Here is a 16,367-nt window from a genome sequence, read left to right as displayed (position 1 = left end):
GGCTTGGGCTTGACCATCAGAACTTCACATTCATACCGACATAAATCGAGCGGCCCATGCCCGGCACAGCCGTACCGTAGGGCGTGCCCGTGATGCTCATGGTCGTGCCCTGGCCGGTGTAAGCACCGCCCGTGGGCAGGTAGTAAAACTTGTCAAACAGGTTCTCGACGCCGAAATCGAGACGCACGGTTTTCCACGAATAACTGCCACGCAAGTTGACCAAGCTGTAACCAGGGGTCTTGATCTCGTTGCGCATGGCATTCACATCGTCTTTGGCGCTGACCATGAGCAACTCGGCGCTGTTGGCCCAGGCACCGGTGGTTTGCGTCACGGCCAACTTTGCGTTCAAAGGCATGATGTTGTACAGGTTGTCACCTGTGTCCTCGTTGGTGCCTTTGGTGTAGTTCAACAGGCCTTTGAGACCGAACTCACCCCAGGCGGACTTCGTCAATGGCATGTGGCCTGACAGGTTCACGCCATAGAGCTGCGCTGACTGGTTCATGTACTTCAACACAACGAACTTGTCGGTGACCAGGGTGCTGGTGGCGGCATTGGTGGTGGCGTTCCACTGCACGGCATCGATGTAATCGTCCACCTGCGTGTAAAACGGCGTGGCCTTGAAGCCCCAGCTGCTGTCTGCGGCGTGCCAGTCAAAGGTGGCGCTCAAGGTGTTGGCCGCCTCTGGCTTGAGGTTGAGGTTGCCGATATAACCGTTGCCGTCACCGACAAAGTTGTTCATCACCGCAGCCATCGTCCAAGTGGACCACGGGAAGCGTTCATACACACTGGGCGAGCGCACCTTGTGGGCAAAACCAAACTCGATGTCGTAATTGGCATTGGCGGTGTACTTGGCCAGGGCAGTCAGGTCAAGGTTGGTGTCGGTGCTGCTGTGGTCCAGAGCGTTGAATGCAACCGAGTCACGCGACTGGAACCCCATGGCTGCGACTGCGGTGTTATAGCCCTGCACATCGCCTGCATCCATCTTCACTTGCTCGACCCGGGCGCCGATCAGCGTCATCCACTGTGCGCTCTTGCGCGCTTCCCACTCGGCGTAAAGCGCGGTACGGTCGCGTTCGCCATCCTTGATGTTCCAGAACGATTTGCCAAGCTGGGCATAGGTAGTGGTGGTGGGCGACCACATACCGGCGCCCGAGGCTGGCCACCAGTCGTTAAGGCGGTACTGCTGCAGCTCAGCGCCCACGCGCAGCAGGTCTTGCGGGCTCAGTGCCATATCGGCCTTGACGCTCACACCGGTGGTTTTGCCCTCGGTGTACATCGGCATACCCGCTGCACAGGTGGGGCTGATCGGGCTGCACGCATACCCAACGGGTGACGTGGACCCGCCCGAACTTGTGACGCCAATCCCCGTGAGCGTGCCACCATACCAAAACCGCTTGTCCGCACCAAAGTCCATGAAGTGATCCACGTTCTCCTGGTAGGCGCGGGCTTCCAGCGAACCCCAGTCAAACTGGCCCAGGTAGCGCAGGTTCAGGCTGTCTTGCTTGTTGTAGAGCATGTCCATGCGCTGGTTCGGGTAGAGCTGGAACGGCATGTCCTGGATACCCACCTTGGCTTCAAACAGGTGATTGTCTTTTTTGAAGGCCAGCCCCAGGCTGTGGTTGAGGGTCTCAAAAGCGGTGGACCCGACTTCATCGCGCGCCAGGGTGTGGCCAACGCGGCCAGTGAAGTCATAGGTTTTGAAATCGGCACCGGCGGTGTAGTTGTCGGCTTTGCTGGTGGCCCCGCTATAGCTGATGTTGAACTGCTCTGTGGCGTAGGTGGCCGAGAGATTGGCACCACTGGCGTTGTTGTTGCTTCGGTAGAAGGTGCCCACCTCGCCCTTGAGGATCGGTTTTTGTCCTGGTGCGGCGAATTCGGGGGCGCGCGACTCGGCCACGATGCTGCCGCCAATGCTGTCGCCACCGGCGCTCACGGGCGTGATGCCCGCGTAAACCTTCAACAAACCGACATGGGTCGGGTCGATGTAGGACAGCGCCGGGTTCATGTGGTTGGGGCAGGAGGCGATCAGGTCCATGCCGTCGACCTTGATGCGCAGGCGGTCATCGGCCAGGCCATTGATGGCGGGCAGGCTGGAGACTCCGCCGGCACCGTTGAGGCTCAAGCCGGGAATATCGATGAGCAGGCTGGCAGTGTCGCTGGTGGCTGACAGCTTGGGCGCCAGGCTGGTCTTGTCTAGCGGTGTGGCCGCTGGCAGCGGCGTGATTTTGCTGGCGTTCACAGTTACGGTCGGTAATGTGGCGGCGTTTTGCGCCAAGGCTTGGCCGCAGAGCAGGCACAGGGCGGGGACAGCCAGCGCCATGGCGCGGGCGAATTCGTTAAATTTGAGAGAGGACATGGTGATTTTCTGAAAGTGTTAAGCGGGACAGTAAATGCTGATGGGCCACGCTGTCATCGCGCGTAGGCACAACGTGGTGATCCATAAACCCTGGAATGCCGCGTGGTTGGCGCTCTTCGCAATGACGAAAACGGTCCATTGACAATTTCCGATGCCCTACGCAGCGAAAGCATGAGATGTGCGGCATCTGCACCCCAAAGCCGGGGACCGCTACAGCAGCCACACCGCTACCTCGGATGCGCAGTTCAGTCGACGAAGAAATTCAGAACGCGGGCGGACCGCGGGGCTGCGACGCCGCAAGCACTTGGGCGGGCAAACAGGTCAAGGGCGGTGAGACAGGCGCATCAGTGTGGCCGGAAGCTGCAAAACAAAGGTGCTGAGGCTGCGGTGGCGGCGCTATGCGGTCAGCCATCAGCATGCAAAAGGGGCAGTGCGCCAACACTGCGGCTGAGTTGGGCGTGCGGGAAGAAGGGTCAGGCGTCGAGTCAAGCGGTGTCGCTGCATCTGTGACACCACCTTCAAGCCGGGTATCAGTAGCATCAGCTTGGCTGACAAACGCCGTCCAGCGGGGCCCAACGCTGGTGCAGATTTCAATCAGCGGTGCCCGCTCGCCCTGCGCCCAGTTCAGTGCATGCGACACCGTCGGGGCCAGCGCACCCAGCAGTGCCATACACAGCGCCAGCCACACCGCCCAGGGGCGGTGTGGCGTGGTCATCATGTGCCGGTGGCGACTGGACATCAGGTGCGCGGGCTTGGGCTAAAGCAGAAGGCTTGGCTGACCGTTTGGCTTAGGGCTTGGCAGCAGGTTTTGTCGCTGGCATGCCATGCATGGAATGGTCCATGGCAGCGGGTTTTGCCATGCCACCGGGGGCCGCCATGGCTACCGGCACCTTGAGTTCGAGCTTGCTCTCAATACCCTTGGCGTCCTTGAACAGCAGTGTGACGGGCACGGTGCTGTCTTTCACCAAAGTCTCTTTCAAGTCCATCAGCATGACGTGGTAGCCGCCGGGTTTGAGCTCAACCGCTTTGCCTGCGGGCAAGTCCAGCCCACCTTTGACTTCGTTCATTTTCATGACGCCAGCGTCCATCTTCATCTCATGCACCTGCGCCACACCGGCCACGGGGGAAGTTGCACCAACCAGCTTGACGCCGTCTTTGGCCGTAAGTGTCATGAATGCGCCCGTGGCCATTTGGCCCTTGACGGTGGCGCGCGCCCAGGCGTTTTGCGCCTCAACCGCTTCGCCAGCCGCAAAGGCGCTCAGGGTGGCCGCAGCCAGGGCAACAGCCGTCATCAATGATTTGATTTTCATGGGGTTTCCTTCAGGGTTAAATGGTCAGTGCGACCGGGATATTTATAGAAAATAGGGCTATAGCCCATATATATAAAGCGCTATCAGCTATTATTTATATAGCTACTCAGGTAGATTTTTAGTCCCTTCCCGCAAGCCAGCCAGCCAGATCACAGGTGAACTTCTAGGGCCAACTTGCACTGGCCTGGCCAAATGAAGTCAACTCTACGGGAGCCGCAACACCAGCCAAACAGCGAAAAATATCAGTCAAATCAGCCTCTAGCCCTTACGCTGATTGCGCAGAGCGCTCTTTAAAAAAGAGCGATCAGGCTTTGGGAGGTGCGCGCGCAGGCGGCGGCGCGGCGGTCAGGGCGGCGATGATGGCCGCTGGAATATGTTGCAGCACAAGGCCCAAGGGCTGTGGTGGCGCTACCGTGTGCGTGACGAACGGTGTCGGTGCGCCACCCAGCATGCACAGCGGGCAAAACAGGGCGCTACCCGCGTCAGCAGCTGCCGTGGTGACGGTGCCGTCATCAGCCAGCACCACCTTGAGCATGCCCGCGCCAGTGCAGATCACCAGCTCGGTCTGCGGGTTAACCGCGGGCGAGGCCACCGCCACGCCCAGCGTCAAGGCAAACCACAGCAACGCCAGTTTGGCGAGCCAGGGTGAGTTGCGCAGGGTGTGCAGAAGGGTCATGGGGCGCGATTATGGCATTGGGCTTGTGACGTCAGTCTGACAGGCATCAGACGCCAAGAACTGCACAACCGCGGACCGGTTGGCGCTGCCATCAAACATTTTGGCCCGCGTGGTAGCGCGCAAAGAACTGCTGCGTGGCAGCGTGTTGCGGGCGGTCAATCACATCGGCAGCTGGGCCGTTTTCAAGCACGACGCCGTCGCGCATGAAAAACACCTCATCGGCCACTTCGCGCGCAAACGACATCTCGTGGGTGACCAAAATCATGGTCATGCCGTCGGCAGCCAGGTCACGAATGACGCCCAGCACCTCGCCTACCAGTTCAGGGTCGAGCGCCGAGGTGACTTCGTCAAACAGCATCACCTGCGGCTGCATGGCCAGGGCGCGGGCAATGGCCACGCGCTGCTTCTGCCCGCCCGAAAGTTGGCCCGGGTGCTGATCCGCCTTGTCCTGCAGGCCCACTTTGGCCAACAAAGCATGGGCTTGCTCGCGCGCAGCCGCCTTGGATGTGCGCAGCACGGTCACCGGGCCTTCCATGACGTTTTGCAGCACGGTCATGTGCGGAAACAGGTTGAAATGCTGAAACACCATGCCGGTGTTGGCCCGAAAACGCGCCAACGCGCGGTCGCCCGGCAAGCGCGTGGCATCGCCTGAATAGGTCATCTCATGCGTACCGACACGGATGCTGCCTTTGTCGGGGATGGTCAGCAGGTTGACACAACGCAGCAGAGTGGACTTGCCCGAGCCCGAGGGCCCCAGCAACGCCACCACCGCGCCTTTGTCAATGTGCATGTGGATGTCTTTGAGGACGACGTGGTCGCCAAAGCTTTTCTGGAGGGCGTGGATATCAATCATGGCATGGCGTCTGGCGTGCTTCATTTTCTGGGGTTGGCTTTTACTCGGCGCGCTGCGACTCCAGCCGGCGCACCAGCTTGCTCGCGGGCAACAAGATGGCGATGTACATCAGCGCAATCAGCGTGTAGGCCTCCAGCGGGCGGTAAGTTTCATGCGCCACCGCCTGGCCCTGGTAGACCAGGTCAGGCAGCGCCAGCACCGACAACAGCGAGGTGTTTTTGAGCTGCATGATGGACTGGTTCATCAGTGGCGGGGTCATGCGGCGCAAGGCCTGCGGCAGCACCACACGACGCATCACCTGAAAACGCGTCATGCCCAGGGCGCGCGCGGCATCGGTTTGCCCAGGGTCGATCGAGACAATGCCACCGCGAATGATCTCGGCATAAAACGCCCCACCGTACAGCGACAAGGCCAACACCGCCGCCACCGATGCCGTCATGGCCACGCCAATGAGCACCGGCAACGCGTAGTAAAACCAGATGATGAGCACCAGTACCGGCGTGGCGCGAAACAACTCCACGTACCATTTCAATGGCAGATGAATTAGCCGCGATTTGGCCAGCCCGCCAATGCCAGCCAGCAGCCCCACCGACAAGCCAAACACGATGCACAGCAGGCTGTAGCCCACGGTGACCATCAGGCCGCTGGCAAACAGCTGGCGGTATTGCCAGAGGTATTGAAAGTTCCACTCGTACACGCCGGTGTCCTTTACGAAAGGGTCAGAAACTGACGATGGCGGGAATTTCTTCGCGCTTGATGCTCATGAGTTTGTCCAGGTTGCCCAGCACAATGGTGTTGATGGCACCACTCTTGCGCAGGTCGGCAATCCAGCCGTCCACATAGGTTTTCCAGCGCGAGTCGGTCTCCATGCGCAGCCCGGCGTTGGTGGACGTGCCCTTGATGGGCTCGGGCACCACCACATGGCCGATGCCGGGGTTCTTTTTGACGATACCGGCAGAGAGCGTAACCACCAGCGGCTGCACATCGGCGCGGCCGGTTTGCACTGCCAGCGTGGCATCGGCGGATTTCTCGAAGCGCAAGATCTTGGCCTTTTTGTACATGGCCGTCACCAGGTTGTCGTAAGACGAACCGACATCCACCGCAATCGTCACCTCAGGCGTGTCCATCTCGTCCCAGGTTTTGGGGCTGTAGCCTTTTTTGGCGATCAGGCTGTAGGCGTTGTTGTACAGCGGCTCGGAAAAGCTGATGACTTTCATGCGCTGCGGCGTCGGGTTCAGGCCAAAAAAGATGTCGATCTTGTTGGTCTGCAAATCCAGCACCGCATTGCCCCAGGTGGTCTCGGTGATGACCAGTTTGGCACCCAGCTTGGCCGCTAGATTGTTGGCCAGGTCAATCATGATGCCGCTCCACTCACCCGTGGCCAGGTCTTTCTGGTAGTTGGGTGCGCCGCCCGCCACGGCAGCAATGCGCAGGGTTTTGCTGCTGGCAATGCGGTCCCAGGTGGCCATGTCGGCCTGGTTCTGCGCCCAGGTCGAGAAGCTCGCGGCAGAACCCAATAGGGCGGCGCTGCCCAGAAGCACGTTGCGGCGGTTGGTGGTTGTCATGGCTTTTCTCCTCAATATTGGCAAGTGGCTTGCCGGTTACAAAACGGTTTCAGATTCGGAATAAGCAGCTAGTGCTGCCAGCGACACCGGGCGCAGCGGCCAGCGCTGCACGTCGCCATTGAGCGCAGCGGGGTCAAAGTCAATGCCACGCTCGTGCGCCATGGCGCTCAGGTGCTGGGCACAAAAACGCCCCTGGCAGGCGCCCATGCCAAAGCGCCCCACCAGCCGCAGTTCGTGCGCCGAGCCTGCCACTTGCAGCCGGTCAAAGTCGGTGCGGCGCAAGGCTTCGCAGCGGCACACCACGGTGTTGGCCGTGGGGCTTGTGGGCGCGGCCGCAAATAACTGCGCCAGGGCTTGCTGGGTGCGCCGCGCCGCAGCGATGGCAGCGTCTAGCTGGGCGCTGTCGCAGCGCTGCCCCAGATGGCGCGCCACCTGCTGCGCAGCACGGCGACCATCGTCGATGGCGGCGCTGGCGCCCAGCACCTCACGGCAATCACCAGCATGTACCACGCACTTGTTTTCTGCCTGCGCCGCGGCGGGCAGCCCAGTGGCATTGGGCACCAGACCGTCATGCAAGGCCAGATGCTGCACCGTGTAGTGGCGCGCCACGCCGCTGCCGTGCCGCGCTTCAACCAATAAACCGTCTTCCACACGTTGTGCCGATTGCACCTGCCAGCCGGTCAGGTAAGGCACACGCGCGCGCCACAGTTCGCGGGCATATAGCGCGGCCTCTTGCACATGCGCCCAACTGCGCAACGTATTGACCACCGCGCGCCCCTGCCAACGTGCCGATGCCATGGGTTGGGCATGCTCCAACACCGCCAGCGGAGGGTTACCCGCCGCCGCCAGTTGGGCCGCCAAAGCCAGCAACAAGGGGCCGCTGCCAGCGAGCAATATCGGGCCTTGTGGCGTTTGCCCAGTTTCCTTGAATTGCACCTGCATGCCGCCCGCGGTGACCACGCCAGGCAGCTCCCAGCCTTCACGTGGCAGCACCCGCTCGACCGTGCCCAGCGCCAAAATCACCGCCTTGGGCCGCACACTTTGGACGCGGCCCGTTGCCCGGTTGTCGATCAAAAAGCGGCCATCGCGGTCCACCCCGATGAACACGGAGAAAAAAAGCGGTGTGACACGCGCCTGCGCCTGCTCAAAACCCTGCATCAGCGTGTCGCGCCGGCGGCGGTGGTGTTCCGGCATCAACAGCACATGGCTGCCAACACCCACATGGCGGCGATAAATGGCGCCGCCCACCTGGTCGCGCTGCTCCACCAGCAGGCTGCTCAGCCCCAAGCGAGCCAGCTCCACCACGGCGGACAACCCGGCGGGCCCGGCGCCAATCACCAGCACATCGGGCATGGTCACGGGGTGGCCCCAGTCTTTGGCGAGTTGATGGGTGCGCTGTAGGCCGGCTGCGGCGACCATGCCGGCGGGGCATCACTGAGCAGCAGCGCCGGGCTCAGGCGCATGCCGTCTTGCGCCAGCGTCAGGCAAGCCTCCACTGGGCTGGCCCCGTTGACCGACACCAGGCAAGCCTGGCAGGTACCGATGCCACAAAAATAGCGACCCGGCAAGCCACCCACACCCGCACCTAAATCAGCCACACCCTGACGCTGCAGCGCCGCCGCGATGGTTTCGCCCGGGCGAAACACAACGGCAAAAGTGTCCCAATACAGGGTGGGTGACGAGGTTGTCGACGGGATGTCAGTCATAAATTTATTTGTACAAATGTGAATTCAACGATAACAGATCATCCAGCCCACGTCACCCCGAAGTTGCCCGCGCAGCCCGGACAGTGAACGCTCAATGGGTCTGCTGCAAAGGCAGGTCGCCAAAGCGTCCGGGGTTTAGCACCGATATGTCAAAGCGGGCGCGGGCCTGCAACACCATGTCAGCCACGGCCGCACCAATCACCGGGGCCAGGCAAATGCCATCGCCCTCCATGCCCGTGGCTATGAACAGCCCCGGCAGCGTTGGGTGCGGGCCCACAATGGGCAAGCCATCACGCGTACCAATGCGAATGCCGGCAAAGGTTCGAATCACCCGCTGGCGTGCCAACGCCGGGTACACCGCCAGCGCCTCGCGCAGCAGGGTCGACACTGTCTGGATGTCAGTCTGGCGATCCTCAAACCCGGTTTCGCGGCTGCTGCCGATCAAAAACTGCCCGGTGGCCAGCGGGTCAATCACCAGACTGGTGCTGCTGTGGCCCAGCACCATGCGCCGTTTGGCGGCCAAGTAGCCGGCAGACATCAGCGGCCCGGGCAAAGCCGCGCCCGACAGTGAGGCGCGATCGGTGACGATGAGCTGACCTTTGCGCGGCATCAAAATATCCTGCAGGCCGACCAGCGCGCCGCTGCCCAAACCCGCTGCCACCACCACCACGTCAGCCACCAAAGGCCCTTGTGCCGTGACCACACCCACTACCCGACCATCAGACAACGCCAGGCGCTGCACCGGCGTGTGACGCAGCACCTGCGCACCGCTCACCTGCAGTAAGCGGTCGACCACACGATAGCCCAGCGCATGACCGTCGTCCGGCACTTTCATGCCCGCCAGCACATGGCGACCCAAACCAGGCACACGCTGCATCAGTTCGGCATGGGTCAGGGGCAAGATGCGCTCGCCGAGTGCCATCAGGTCAGAACCCTGGTGTGCAATCACCGCCACTTCTTCGTCCGTGCGGGCAAAAAGATAGGTTGGGCGTGAGTGGTAAATGTCACTGAGGATGCCCTGCTCAGCCCACTGCCGGTAAAGGCTGCGCGCCTCGCAGGCCAGCGCCATCATGGGGCCGGGCCGTTTGCTGGCCACCGACACCGCGCCATCCGAGGCGCCAGACGCACCTGCCGCGGGCGCTTTGGCATCCAGCAGCGTCACCTGGGCGCCAGCGCGCGCCAAAAAGTAAGCAATGGCGGCGCCCACAATGCCCGCGCCCACAATCAAAACCTTGGGGGCGGTAGGCAAAAACGAATCAGGAGCAGTTTGCAAGATGCAATTAGGAGCAGTGGCGATGCACAAGCTTAACCGCTCGCCGCAGTGGCTGCCCCTGGCTGCAGATGGAATGCCCTGCTATTCTTCGTGCCATGCAATCACTCTTTCACCTTGCCTTCAACGTCACAGACCTGGACCAGACGCGAGCCTTTTACGGTGGCGTGCTGGCCTGCCGGGAGGGTCGCAGCACCACTACCTGGGTTGACTTTGATTTTTTTGGTCACCAGCTGTCGATGCATCTGGGCGAGCCCTTCAAGACCACGCCGACCGGCCATGTGGGCGATCACCTGGTGCCGATGCCGCACTTTGGGGTGGTACTGGCACTGCCCGACTGGCAAGCATTGGCGCAGCGCCTGACCGACGCCAACATTGATTTCATCCTGCCGCCACAGCTTCGCTTTGCCGGGCAGCCCGGCGAACAGTGGACGATGTTTTTTTGCGACCCGTTTGGCAACCCGATCGAGATCAAGGGTTTTGCGTCACTCGACGCGCTTTACGCCAGCTGATCAGGCTTTATCCTGTGGCGGTACCGTGTCACCCAGACGCCGCAAGGCGCTGGAGCGGCGCTCCTCGTCGCGCGCCTTGTCCTCAATGCCCTGGCGCACAAAATCAATGTGATCACTGGCGGCCAACGCAGCCTCTTGTGGCTTGTGCTCACGTATGGCTTGCCAGATGGCTTGGTGTTGCGCCCGCAGCTGACCCCAGCGCTGCGGGCGGGCATGCAAATGCTCAAGATTCTTAGCCACATGGCCGTGAATCACGCGCATCAGGCTGGCCGTCAGGTGCCCGATCAGCACATTGTGTGAGGCTTCGGCAATGGCTTGGTGAAAAGCCACATCAGTGTCAATGCAGTGGTCCAAATCATCGCGGGTGTAACTGTCTTCCAGCGCCGCATAGGTCGCGTCAAGGCGGCTGATGTCCGCGTCGGTGGCCCGATCAGCCGCCAGTGACGCTGCCTGGCTCTCCAGCATCTGCCGGAACTCAAGCAGATCGCGGTGCATCGACGGATTGCCCTTGAGCATGTCTTGCCAGGGGTCGACAAAATGGGCATCCAGCCGATCGGTGACATAAGTGCCACCGCCATGGCGCGTGGTCAACAGACCTTTTGACACCAGCTTTTGCATCGCCTCGCGTAAGGAAGGACGCGACACGCCCAGGTCAAGCGCCAGTGTTCGCTCTGACGGTAAGCGGTCGCCAGGCTTGAGCGAGCCCTCCAAGATTCTTTTTTCGAGTTCGCTGGCAACGGAATCAGCCAGACGGGCAACGGCAGGGCGTGATGGAATCATTTTTTCAACAAATGGTAAGACCAGTTGTATGGTATTTCAAAACACGAATGAAAAATTTGCATCTGGCGCGAGGGTAAACCCTGATTTCACAACAAAATTGAGGCTTTTATAGTTACACACTGGTCATACCAATTTACCAAAACAAGAACTAAGAGGCTTCCAATGAACCAATTGATGACTGGGCTGGCGAGCGTCTTGCCACCCAAACAGGTCATTACCGACAGCCTGCGCCTGCTGGCCTACGGCACCGATGCCAGCTTTTACCGCCTGACCCCCGAGGTGGTGGCCGTGGTTGAATCCGAGGAAGAAGTGCAGGCCGTGCTGCAGGCGGCGCGCTCTGCGCAGCGCCCAGTGACCTTTCGCGCTGCGGGCACCAGCCTGTCAGGCCAGTCCGTCACAGACAGCGTGCTAGCCCTGATTGGTGAAGGTTTTGCAACCTGCGAGATTGGCCCGGACGCGGCCACGGTGCGTGCAGGCCCCGGCATCATTGGCGGCGAGGTGAACTACCGGTTGGCACCCTACGGACGCAAAATCGGGCCCGACCCGGCCTCCATCAACGCCTGCAAGATCGGTGGCATTGCCGCCAACAACGCCTCAGGCATGTGCTGCGGCACCCAGCAAAACAGCTACCAAACGCTGGCCGGCATGCGAGTCATTCTGGCTGATGGCGCGCTGCTTGACACCGAAGACGCCTCCAGCGTGGCCGGTTTTCGCCAGAGCCACGCCACTTTGTTAGACGAACTCAAGCACCTGGGCGCCGTCACCCGGGCTGACGAAGCGTTGGCCGCACGCATTCGTCGCAAGTACAAGATCAAGAACACCACAGGCTACAGCCTGAATTCGCTGGTCGACTATGAAGACCCCATCGACATCCTGGCGCACCTGATGATTGGTTCGGAGGGCACGCTCGGGTTCATCTCACGCATCACTTACCAGACCGTGGCGGAAGACCCGTTCAAGGCCAGTGCGTTGGTGTTTTTCCCGACGATTGAGGTGGCTTGCCAGGCCGTGCTGCGCCTAAAACCTCAACCGGTGTCAGCGGTGGAATTGCTGGACCGCCCAGCCTTGCGCTCAGTGCAAGACAAGCCCGGCTTGCCCGCCATCATGCGCACGCTGGGCAATGAGGCAGCGGCCTTGCTGATTGAGGTGCGCGGTGAAACCGATGCGGCCATGCAGTTGCGCATGCAAGCGGCTCTGGGTGCGCTGCAAGGCATTGCCACCATTGAAGCCCCGGCATTTTCCACCGACCCCGCCACCTGTGAGATGTACTGGAAAGTGCGCAAGGGCACGTTCCCGTCGGTGGGCGCCATGCGCCGTACCGGCACCACCGTGATCATCGAAGACGTAGCGTTCCCGCTTGAATCGCTGGCCGCCGCCACGCTTGACCTGCAAGCCTTGATGCGCACACATGGCTACAGCGAGGGCATCATCTTCGGCCACGCATTGGAGGGCAACCTGCACTTTGTCTTCACGCAGGATTTCTCGGTGCAAACCGAGATTGACCGGTATTCATGTTTCATGGACGACGTGGCAGTGCTCGTGGTCGACACCTACGACGGCTCGCTCAAGGCAGAGCACGGCACCGGGCGCAACATGGCGCCGTTTGTTGAAAAAGAATGGGGCAAGCAAGCCACTGACCTGATGCGCCGCATCAAGCAGCTGTTTGACCCCGAGAACCTGCTCAACCCCGGCGTCATCCTGAATGACGACCCGCAGGCGCACCTGAAAAACCTCAAACCCATGCCCGCTGCCGAAGAGATGGTGGACCGCTGTATTGAGTGCGGCTTTTGTGAGCCACTGTGCCCGTCGCACCGGCTCACCCTGTCACCGCGCCAGCGCATTGTGAGCTGGCGCGAATTGTCCCGCCGCACCGCTACCGGCGAAAGTGTGGCCGATCTGGAAACCGACTTTGCCTACTATGGTCTCGACACCTGTGCCGGCTGCGGCCTGTGCTCCACCGCCTGCCCGGTGGGCATTGACACCGGTGCCCTGACACGTTTGCTGCGCGGCCGCGGCATGGGCGCAGGCTCCCGCAAGGTGGGCGAATGGACGGCAGACAACTTTGGCAAAGTGGCCACCGCCTCACGCATCGGACTGGGCCTGGGACACGTTGCGTCCAGCGTGCTCGGGGACAACTTGCTGGCCAAGCTCTCGGGCGGCAAATGGAAACGCGGCATGCCACTGGCGGGCAAGGCACCGGCAGCCTACGTCGGCGGCGGCGACCCGGTGGTTTATTTCCCAACCTGCGGCGGTCGCATTTTTGGCGCAAACAGCGCGGATGAAGCCACCCTGCCCGAGGTCATCATGGAACTGCTGGTACGCGCCGGTTACGCACCGATCCTGCCCGAAGGCTTTGACAAACTGTGCTGCGGCCAGATGCTGGAGAGCAAAGGCATGAGTGAGGAAGCCGCCGAGATGGCAGATGCCGTCACGCAAGCTGTGCTGAAAGCAGCTGACAACGGCCAGGGCGGCTACTACCCGGTGATCATGGACGCCAGCACCTGCTCAGTGCGCATGCAAAAAGTGCTGGTCGGGCGCCTGAACCTTCTGGATTTTCATGAGTTCGCGCACGACGCGTTGTTGCCGCGCCTGGTTCTGACCAAAAAGCCAGGGCCGATTGCCTTGCACATCAATTGCAGCGTGCGCCGCACCGCCTCAGATGCCAAGTTGCGCAAGGTGCTGGCGGCCTGTGTCGAGCAAGTTGTCGAGCCTGCCGGGGTCACCTGTTGCGGCTTTGGTGGCGACCGCGGCTTTGCCGTGCCAGAACTCAACGTGCATGCGCTGCGCAAGGTGCACGACGCCTTGCCCGCCAGCTGCTGCGAAGGCGTGTCCACCAACCGCACCTGCGAAATCGGACTCACTGCCGAGACGGGGCGCCCCTACCACTCGATTGCCTACTTGCTTGAAGAGTGCAGCCGAGCAGATGCCATGGCCACCTGCCGCCCCAACGCATGAAGCCTTTCCCCCAGCGCGTACTTTTTCATTTTATTAACGAGGAGATTTTCATCATGTCCATCCGGCGCCCCCCGCACTTTTGTGCCCAACCCTCAACACGCAGGCTTCAATCATGAACCAAACCATGCTTTCTTTACTGGCCTTTGCGCCACTGGTGCTGGCAGCCGTGCTGCTGGTGGGCCTGAACTGGCCGGCCAAGCGCGCCATGCCTGCAGTGCTGATCATCAGCGTGGTGATTGCCCTGACGGCCTGGGGCATGTCAGCGAACCGCGTCATGGCCTCCATCCTGCAGGGCCTGATCCTGACCGGCGCGGTGTTGTGGATCATTTTTGGCGCCATTCTGCTGCTCAACACCCTGAAACATTCAGGCGCGATCAAGGCGATTCGCGGCGGCTTTGCCAACATCAGCCCGGACCGCCGGGTGCAGGTCATCATCGTGGCCTGGCTATTTGGCTGCTTCATTGAAGGCGCCTCCGGCTTCGGCACACCAGCGGCCGTTGCAGCACCGTTGTTGGTGGCCCTGGGCTTTCCGGCCATGGGCGCGGTCATGCTCGGCATGATGGTGCAATCCACCCCAGTGTCGTTTGGCGCGGTCGGCACGCCGATTGTGGTGGGCGTGACTGGCGGCCTGGACAAGGCTGGCATTTCAGCCCAACTGCTGGCCAAAGGCTCTGACTGGGAAGTGTTTTACCGGCTCATCACCTCTGAAGTGGCGATCACCCATGCGCTGATCGGTTTCATGATTCCGCTGCTGATGTGCGCCATGCTGACGCGCTTTTTTGGCCGCAACAAGTCTTGGCGCGAAGGCCTGGCCATTGCCCCATTTGCCATTTTTGGGGGCCTGGCCTTTGTGCTGCCTTATGCGGCGGCTGGCGTGTTTTTGGGCCCAGAGTTTCCGTCAATCATCGGCGCCCTGGTGGGCCTGGCGATTGTGGTGCCCGCTGCCAAAATGGGTTTTTTGGTGCCCAAAAAGAGTTGGGATTTTGCTGACCCGAAAGAGTGGTCACACCTGTGGATGGGCAGCATCGAGATCAAGCTGGACCAATTGACCGCCAAGGCCCCCATGTCGGTAGGCCTGGCCTGGCTGCCCTACCTGTTGCTGGCTGGCTTGCTGGTGCTGTCACGCGTCAACGCCGACGTCAAAACCTTCTTTACCAAAAATCTCGTGCTGGGCTGGAAAAACATCCTGGGCGAAACCGGTTTGTCTGGCAGCATCGAGTTCTTGTACTTGCCTGGCGGCATCATGATCATGGTGGTACTGGCTACTTTTGTGCTGCAACGCATGAAGTTCTCGGAACTCAAGGCGGCGGTGAGTGAATCCTCACGCACCCTGATCGGTGCCGGTTTTGTGCTGATGTTCACCATCCCGATGGTCCGGATTTTGATCAACTCGGGCGTCAACATGGCCAACCTGCCCTCCATGCCACGCGCCATGGCCGAACTGGTGGCCAGCAGCGTGGGCAGCATTTACCCATTTTTTGCACCGTCGGTGGGTGCGCTGGGTGCTTTTATTGCCGGCTCCAACACAGTCTCGAACCTGATGATGGCGCAGTTCCAGTTTGACACGGCCCAACTGATCGGCGTCTCCGGCGCCCTGCTGGTGGCCGTGCAGGCCGTCGGTGCAGCAGCCGGCAACATGATTGCGATCCACAACGTGGTGGCAGCGTCGGCCACGGTGGGCTTGCTCGGCCGCGAAGGCGCCATTCTGCGCATGACCATCATCCCGACGATCTACTACCTTTTCATGGCGGGCATCCTGGCCATGATCGCCATCTATGGCCTGGGCATTACCGACCCGATGATGCTGGCCGCCAAGCTTTAAACCGTTCCATTTTCCAGGAGTTCCTTCATGTGTAAACGTATTTTTGTCGCTGTCGACGGCAGCGCCACAGCGCAAGCAGCGCTGGTCGAGGCCATCCAGTTTGCCCGGTTACCCGACACCAGCCTGTGTATTGGCACCGTGCTTGACGCCAGCCCGTTGGGTCAGAACAGCATGGGCATGGGCGCCTTGATTGATGTCGACCAAGTCAAGGCCAACATGCGCCAAGCCGCCGAAACCCTGCTTGACCAAGCCGTGGCTAAGGCAGAAGGCGCGGGGCTGTTGCCCTACCGCATCCTCATCGAGTCGGATAAAAAACGCATCGCGGAGTCAATCGCGGATGCTGCCAAACAGTGGGATGCCGACCTGATCGTGATTGGCACGCATGGCCGGCGCGGCTTTGAGCGCCTGGTGATGGGCAGCGTGGCCGAAAACCTGGTGCACATTGCCACCACGTCCCTGTTTCTGGTACGCAATAAACCAACTGCCAAGGCGTAAAGCGCTTCAAAAGTCAGGCTCGGCGCAGGCAGCAAGCCTGCTATCCTGTGGCGGTTAAAAAGTTTTT

The 16,367-nt window shown here is 61.0% G+C and carries 15 protein-coding genes; 4 read left to right on the top strand and 11 right to left on the bottom strand.

Annotated elements, in window-relative coordinates:
- Positions 1–16: 16 nt before the first annotated feature.
- The 10 genes from PHQ58_RS12510 to PHQ58_RS12465 form a co-directional block, all read right to left on the bottom strand.
- Positions 17–2,356, bottom strand: a complete 2,340-nt coding sequence (locus tag PHQ58_RS12510) for a TonB-dependent receptor (protein ID WP_300111439.1) — start codon at positions 2,354–2,356, stop codon at positions 17–19.
- Between the two features lie 262 nt (positions 2,357–2,618).
- A complete protein-coding gene (locus tag PHQ58_RS12505; protein ID WP_300111437.1) occupies positions 2,619–3,095 on the bottom strand; it encodes a DUF2946 family protein in 477 nt (158 codons plus the stop codon).
- Positions 3,096–3,144: 49 nt separating this feature from the next.
- Positions 3,145–3,666 carry a copper chaperone PCu(A)C gene (locus tag PHQ58_RS12500; protein WP_300111435.1) on the bottom strand — a complete coding sequence of 174 codons (522 nt, stop codon included), beginning with the start codon at positions 3,664–3,666 and terminating at the stop codon, positions 3,145–3,147.
- Positions 3,667–3,970: 304 nt separating this feature from the next.
- Positions 3,971–4,342 carry a DUF2946 family protein gene (locus tag PHQ58_RS12495; protein ID WP_300111433.1) on the bottom strand — a complete coding sequence of 124 codons (372 nt, stop codon included), beginning with the start codon at positions 4,340–4,342 and terminating at the stop codon, positions 3,971–3,973.
- A gap of 91 nt (positions 4,343–4,433) precedes the next feature.
- Positions 4,434–5,195 carry an amino acid ABC transporter ATP-binding protein gene (locus tag PHQ58_RS12490; protein WP_300111431.1) on the bottom strand — a complete coding sequence of 254 codons (762 nt, stop codon included), beginning with the start codon at positions 5,193–5,195 and terminating at the stop codon, positions 4,434–4,436.
- Positions 5,196–5,235: 40 nt separating this feature from the next.
- Entirely contained in the window at positions 5,236–5,892 is a 657-nt protein-coding gene (locus PHQ58_RS12485; RefSeq protein WP_300111428.1) for an amino acid ABC transporter permease, read from the bottom strand.
- Between the two features lie 22 nt (positions 5,893–5,914).
- Positions 5,915–6,760, bottom strand: coding sequence for a transporter substrate-binding domain-containing protein (locus tag PHQ58_RS12480; protein WP_300111427.1), 846 nt, complete (start codon positions 6,758–6,760; stop codon positions 5,915–5,917).
- A 36-nt stretch (positions 6,761–6,796) separates the two neighbouring features.
- Positions 6,797–8,179, bottom strand: a complete 1,383-nt coding sequence (locus PHQ58_RS12475; protein WP_300111426.1) for an FAD-dependent oxidoreductase — start codon at positions 8,177–8,179, stop codon at positions 6,797–6,799.
- Positions 8,116–8,466, bottom strand: a complete 351-nt coding sequence (locus tag PHQ58_RS12470) for a 2Fe-2S iron-sulfur cluster-binding protein (protein ID WP_300111424.1) — start codon at positions 8,464–8,466, stop codon at positions 8,116–8,118. Before PHQ58_RS12470 ends, PHQ58_RS12475 begins: the two co-directional genes overlap by 64 nt.
- Before the next feature lie 91 nt (positions 8,467–8,557).
- On the bottom strand, positions 8,558–9,739 hold the full coding sequence (locus PHQ58_RS12465; protein WP_300111422.1) for an FAD-binding oxidoreductase: 1,182 nt from the start codon (positions 9,737–9,739) through the stop codon (positions 8,558–8,560).
- Between the two features lie 95 nt (positions 9,740–9,834).
- Between PHQ58_RS12465 and PHQ58_RS12460 the strand changes: the two genes are divergently transcribed.
- Entirely contained in the window at positions 9,835–10,248 is a 414-nt protein-coding gene (locus tag PHQ58_RS12460; RefSeq protein ID WP_300111420.1) for a VOC family protein, read from the top strand.
- Here the strand turns inward: PHQ58_RS12460 and PHQ58_RS12455 are convergent, their stop codons facing one another.
- A complete protein-coding gene (locus PHQ58_RS12455; RefSeq protein ID WP_300111418.1) occupies positions 10,249–11,028 on the bottom strand; it encodes a FadR/GntR family transcriptional regulator in 780 nt (259 codons plus the stop codon).
- A gap of 162 nt (positions 11,029–11,190) precedes the next feature.
- Here PHQ58_RS12455 and PHQ58_RS12450 point away from each other — a divergent pair, with 162 nt between their 5' ends.
- The 3 genes from PHQ58_RS12450 (at position 11,191) to PHQ58_RS12440 (ending at position 16,300) form a co-directional block, all read left to right on the top strand.
- Positions 11,191–13,983 carry an FAD-binding and (Fe-S)-binding domain-containing protein gene (locus PHQ58_RS12450; RefSeq protein WP_300111416.1) on the top strand — a complete coding sequence of 931 codons (2,793 nt, stop codon included), beginning with the start codon at positions 11,191–11,193 and terminating at the stop codon, positions 13,981–13,983.
- Positions 13,984–14,107: 124 nt separating this feature from the next.
- Entirely contained in the window at positions 14,108–15,805 is a 1,698-nt protein-coding gene (locus tag PHQ58_RS12445) for an L-lactate permease (RefSeq protein ID WP_300111415.1), read from the top strand.
- A 27-nt stretch (positions 15,806–15,832) separates the two neighbouring features.
- Positions 15,833–16,300 (top strand): universal stress protein, encoded by a 468-nt coding sequence (locus PHQ58_RS12440; protein WP_300111412.1) that lies wholly within the window; start codon positions 15,833–15,835, stop codon positions 16,298–16,300.
- Positions 16,301–16,367 lie beyond the last annotated feature (67 nt).

This window comes from Rhodoferax sp. (assembly GCF_028688795.1).
Classification (GTDB): Bacteria; Pseudomonadota; Gammaproteobacteria; order Burkholderiales; family Burkholderiaceae_C; genus Rhodoferax.
The sequence above is the reverse complement of the archived record's forward strand: the minus strand, read 5'-3'. Positions and strand labels throughout refer to the sequence as shown.